Below are 5,400 nucleotides of genomic sequence, written 5' to 3' on the forward strand. Positions count from 1 at the left end.
TGGCGATGGTCAAAGCGCTTAACCGGATCACGCTATTAGGAATGCCGAACAGTATTCGCATCACGTAACAATCGACCCGATGGGGCACAGTCGTTACAAGTTCTGATTTATTCAACAAAGCCCCAATGCAGGTCTTGCGCCCCGACATCGATGGCAGAATCAGCGAAAAGAGAGACAGCAGGGGCCAACGCAGGAAAGGTTGGCAACACAAACAACCTGACCTGCGTCACCGACGCCAGAGGATGGCGCTGCACAATGCTGTGGATGCGCTGGCACCAGTCCACGGTTTGCTGGTAGCCGAAATACATTTTCAGGCTGACACCCAGCGTGATAACGCGTTCGTGATTCCCCGGCTGGCTCATTGTGTCTGTGTCTCCTGTACCGCCGCTTGCTCGGTTTGAACCTGATTCAACACGGTCGCTACCGCATTCAGGATCATTGCCAGCGAGATGGCGCCCGCATCCGGTGTACCCAGACTTTTTTCTTCCAAAGGACGCGCACGACCAATTTTGGGACGCAGTTGCGCAGTGGCATCCGCCGCCTGTTGTGCCACCTGCGCGGCTTTCAACCAGGCCTGCGGCAACGCTTCTCCGGCATTGACACGCTGCGTCAACGCATCAGTGAAAGGTAAAAGGGCATCGACCAGCGTTTTGTCACCCGCTTTCGCCTTACCGAAATGCATAATGCCTTCTGCTGCCTGGCGAATGCCGAGGGCAACGCGCGAGCCATCCGGTTTTGCGCTGTCACCCAGCGCTGTGCCTAACGCATTAAGCGCTACGCCCCAAATAGCGCCCGACGTTCCCCCCGCTCGATCGGCCCAGGTATCCGCCGCACGCTGCAATAAGGTACCAGCGCCCGCCTGCCTCTCTAGCATGCTGGCGGCAGTTTCCGCTGCCGCCTCCACACCACGCTCCATGCCGATACCGTGATCGCCCGCAACCACATCAATGCTGCCCAGTTCATCAACGTTCGCTACAATGACATCACGCGCCGCCGCCAGGGCAGCGGCAACACACTGCGCCGCCTCGCGCGATGCTGGGGTTGCTTCAGGAATACTGTCCTGCTCGACGTTGAATTCACACTCCTCGCGAGGCTCAGCAGCCGTCATGCTGCCTTTGCGAAACGCGGGCGTATTGGCAGGCGCGCACCAGAAACGCTCCAGCTCTTCATCCAGCCAGAACAGGGTGAGTGAAAGTCCAGCCATATCAAAGCTGGTCACCAGTTCTCCCACCTCCGGTTCAACGATGGTCAACCCTTGCGCCGTCAGCAGTTGCGCAACGCGGCGATATACCACAAACAGCTCTTCATACTTCACGCCGCCCAGCCCATTGAGCACCACGCTGAGGCGCTGCCCGGACTGTGCGCTCACCGCCTGCGGCACCTCTTTTAACAGCGCATTGACCAACAGTTCGGCCAATTCATCCGCACTGGAAATCGGCGCATCTTTAATACCGGGTTCGCCGTGGATGCCCATCCCGACACCCATCATGCCCTCCGGCACAGTAAACAGTGGGCGATCGGCGCCGGGTAAGGTGCAACCAGAAAAGGCGACGCCGAAAGAACGCGTGTGCTGATTGGCACGCTCAGCCACCGCCAGCACCGCCGCCAGATCGTATCCCGCTTCCGCCGCGGCTGCCGCCGCCTTGAATACCGCCAGATCGCCCGCTACGCCACGACGTTTTTGCCACTCCTCGGGCGGCGCGCCGGAGATATCATCGGTCACCACCAGCAGTTCGCATGGGATCCCTTCGGCATTCAGACGCGCTTTCGCCTGACCAAAGTGGAGCACATCCCCCGCATAGTTGCCGAACGTCAGCAGAACACCGCCACCGTTGTGGGCCGCACGCGCCACGGAACAGATTTGCTGCGCAGAAGGCGAAGCAAACAGGTTGCCCATCGCGGCACCGTGTGCCAAACCTTGCCCAACCAACCCGGAAAACGCCGGGTAGTGTCCAGAACCGCCGCCTACCACGATAGCTACACTGCCTTCAGGGCTTCGGGTACTTCTGACCACGCCCCCCGGCACCTGACGCACCTTATCACTGTGCGCCGCAACAAAACCTTCCGTTAATTCACGCGCAAAATCAGACGGCTGGTTAAACAAATAGGTCATATCAGTGCTCCTGTGTGGCTGATGCGGCTTGGGATTCCTGCCCGGAACGGCTCAATAACACCATCAAGATTGCAGAGAGCAGCATCAGGCCACCGACAATCAACATCGGGAGAACGTAGGTGCCGGTAACTCCCCGCACCGCCCCGGTGATATACCCCGCAGAGAACCCGGCAACGTTACCGATGGTATTGATCAGGGCAATGGCGGCTGCCGCAGAGGCCCCATGTCCAGAAGTTGGGTAACGCCGAGAAAATGGAACAGGCGGTCACGGTAATCACGGCGATGGTGGCGGCCGGTGACTCCATGTACAGCGCCAACGGAATACTGATGGCACCGGTTAACGCCGGAATGGCAATGTGCCAGGTGCGGCAGCCGCGACGGGTCGCGTCACGTGACCAGAAGTGCATGACGATGGCCGCCGGCAGATAAGGCACTGCCGTAATCAATCCTTTTTCCAGCACGTTAAAGGTGGTACCAAACTGCTGTTGGAAACCGCTGATAATGGTGGGCAGGAAGAACGCCAGCGCATACAGGCCATAAATAAAGCCGAAATAAATCAGGCACAGCACCCACACCCGCTTGTTGAACAGGACGGTGCGCACGCTGGGGTGTTTGCTGTGCTGTTTGGCGGCATGTTCGCTTTCAAACTCACCTACCAGCCAGCGTTTCTCATCATCGTTGAGCCATTTGGCATCCTGCGGGCGATCGACCAGATAGAACCAGGTGATAATCCCGACCACAATTGCCGGAATCGATACCCCCAGGAACATCACACGCCAACCGGACAAGCCAAACAGGCCGTGCTGTTCGATAAGCCATGCTGCCAGCGGTGCGCCGAGCACGGTGGTCATCGGCTGCGCCAGATAAAACAGCGCCAGAATCTTGCTGCGATAGCGCGCTGGCACCCATAAGCTAAGGAACAGAATGGCCCCGGGGAAGAAGCCCGCCTCGGCAATCCCCAGCAGGAAGCGCAGGATATACAACTCTTGCACACTGCTTACCCAAGTAAACAGCAGCGACACAATCCCCCATGAAACCATGATGCGCGCCAGCCACTTGCGCGCACCGAAACGGTGTAATGCCAGGTTGCTGGGCACTTCCAACAGAATGTAACCGATAAAGAAAATTCCGGAGGCGAGCCCAAACTGCGCGACGGTCAGCGCCAGATCGGTATTCATACCGTTCGGGCTAGTAAAAGAAATTGCAGTGCGATCGAGGAAGTTAATAAAGAACATCAGTCCGACGAACGGCACCAGACGCAAGGAGATCTTGCGGATGGCGGACTGCTCTGCGGAGGATGGTACTGCGGCATCCTGTTGCGCCGCTTGTGTAGCCGATATCTTGCTCATACAGCCCCCTGCCGTTCGCGATGGAGTGCCTGGTGTGACCTTTATGTTCTATCGTCGTTGTTATCGTTTGCGTATCGGTCTGAGACATTGTTATGCCCTCTAAAGAGTCAAATCAATAATACACATAGTGAACATATGAACGATATGATCGCACCGATTCTTTGCCTACCACTCTGTTTTAAAATTGTGAGCATGATTCAAATATGTGTAAAAAAGGTAAAATATCGCTCAAAAAGCGCAATTAGTGACCTTTATCACCTTTTACAGAAGATCATGCATACTCTCTGACGCAAAACAAATAATCACATATTGAACATTTGAAACAGTAGGTATATGTTAGCCATGAAACGCCGGATCTGGCGCTATGTTGACCTTTAGTCAGGCAGGAGATGGGTATGCACGCAATTGCGATTGGCGCTGACAGCGCCGCGATCGATTTGAAAAACATCATTAGTGAATTTTTACAACAGCAGGGGTTGCAGGTTACCGACTACAGCTACGATCCCAGTGGAGAAAATCCGATCTACCCCGATGTTGCACACACCGTTGCCGTCTCCATCAAAGAAGGGAAACACGAGCGCGGGATCTTGATCTGCGGCACCGGTATCGGCATGAGTATTGTCGCGAACAAAGTTACGGGGATTCGGGCAGCCCAATGCCATGACACCTATTCCGCACAGCGCGCCAGAAAAAGTAATAATGCACAAATCATCTCGCTGGGCGCACGGGTTATCGGGCCAGAGCTGGCAAAAGAGATCGTCGCAGCCTGGCTGGCTTCTGAATTTGAAGGCGGGGGATCGGCGCCCAAAGTGGATCGCATCGGCTACTACGAGCAGCAGGAAAACGGGCGGTGACATGATGAATCAACTCGATGCCCTAAAGCAGTTTACCGTTGTTGTCGCGGACAGCGGCGATATTGATGCGATTCGTCAGTTTGCGCCCGAAGATGCGACCACCAATCCCTCGCTGATTTTGAAAGCGGCCACGCTGCCCCAATATAGCCCGCTGTTCGAAGAAGCCATTACCTATGCCCGCCAACAGGGGGGGAACAGTGCTACCCAACTGATCAACGCGGGTGACCGTCTGGCGGTCAATATCGGCGCCGAGATCCTCAAATCGGTGCCGGGACGCTTCTCTACCGAAGTGGATGCTCGTCTGTCATTCGATCGCGGCATGTGTGTCGCCAAGGCGCGCAAGCTGATTGGTCTGTATGAAGAGAAAGACATTCCGCGCTCGCGCATATTGATCAAACTGGCTTCCACCTGGGAAAGCATCCGCGCGGCGGAAGCGTTGGAACGCGAAGGGATCAACTGCTGTTGTTTTCCTTCGCGCAAGCGCGCGCCTGTGCCGAAGCAGGCGTATTTCTTATCTCGCCGTTTGTTGGTCGTATCTACGACTGGTATCAAGCCAAACAACCTGCTGAACACTATCAGGCCGAGCGAGATCCTGGCGTGCTTTCAGTGCAAAAGATCTATGACTATTACAAACGCCACCGCTATAACACGGTGATCATGGGTGCCAGCTTCCGTAAAGTGGAACAGATTCTGGCGCTGGCAGGCTGCGATCGCCTGACCATCTCACCGTCACTGCTCGATCAGTTGAAAAACAGCAACGCCCCGGTAACACGCCAGCTCACACCGTCGGTGGAAGCGCTGCACCGCCCTTCTCCACTGAGCGAAGCCAAGTTTCGCTGGGAACATTGTCAGGATGCCATGGCGGTGGATAAGCTGGCCGAAGGCATTCGCCTGTTCGCTATCGATCAGGAAAAACTGGAAGCGATGCTCGCAGCGCAACTGTGATTTGGAGAGCCCATTATGTGTATTAGTCGCGACTTGATCTGACACTGGACCTTGCAAGGTTGAGAGTTACCGGTTTTGATATGGGTGTCCAATCCTTATACAAAACACGAGGTAACTCTCATGATTCATACTAACAATC

At 55.7% G+C, this 5,400-nt stretch carries 3 protein-coding genes and 2 pseudogenes; 2 read left to right on the forward strand and 3 right to left on the reverse strand.

Annotated features, from left to right (window positions below; genetic code table 11):
• Window positions 1–107 precede the first annotated feature (107 nt).
• The 3 genes and pseudogenes from ACTBDZ_RS14735 to ACTBDZ_RS14745 form a co-directional block, all read right to left on the reverse strand.
• On the reverse strand, window positions 108–362 hold the full coding sequence (locus tag ACTBDZ_RS14735) for a triose-phosphate isomerase (protein WP_438815878.1): 255 nt from the start codon (window positions 360–362) through the stop codon (window positions 108–110).
• Entirely contained in the window at window positions 359–2,113 is a 1,755-nt protein-coding gene (lerK, locus tag ACTBDZ_RS14740) for an L-erythrulose kinase (RefSeq protein WP_438815879.1), read from the reverse strand. Before lerK ends, ACTBDZ_RS14735 begins: the two co-directional genes overlap by 4 nt.
• A gap of 1 nt (window position 2,114) precedes the next feature.
• A pseudogene (locus tag ACTBDZ_RS14745) lies at window positions 2,115–3,462 on the reverse strand (MFS transporter).
• 395 nt (window positions 3,463–3,857) lie between these two features.
• Between ACTBDZ_RS14745 and rpiB the strand changes: the two are divergent.
• Together rpiB and tal are read left to right on the forward strand one after the other, a co-directional pair.
• Window positions 3,858–4,316 carry a ribose 5-phosphate isomerase B gene (rpiB, locus tag ACTBDZ_RS14750; RefSeq protein WP_222159674.1) on the forward strand — a complete coding sequence of 153 codons (459 nt, stop codon included), beginning with the start codon at window positions 3,858–3,860 and terminating at the stop codon, window positions 4,314–4,316.
• A 4-nt stretch (window positions 4,317–4,320) separates the two neighbouring features.
• Window positions 4,321–5,261, forward strand: a pseudogene (gene tal / locus ACTBDZ_RS14755) (transaldolase).
• Window positions 5,262–5,400: the final 139 nt, after the last annotated feature.

The sequence above is a fragment of the Symbiopectobacterium sp. genome (assembly GCF_051710365.1).
GTDB lineage: Bacteria > Pseudomonadota > Gammaproteobacteria > Enterobacterales > Enterobacteriaceae > Symbiopectobacterium.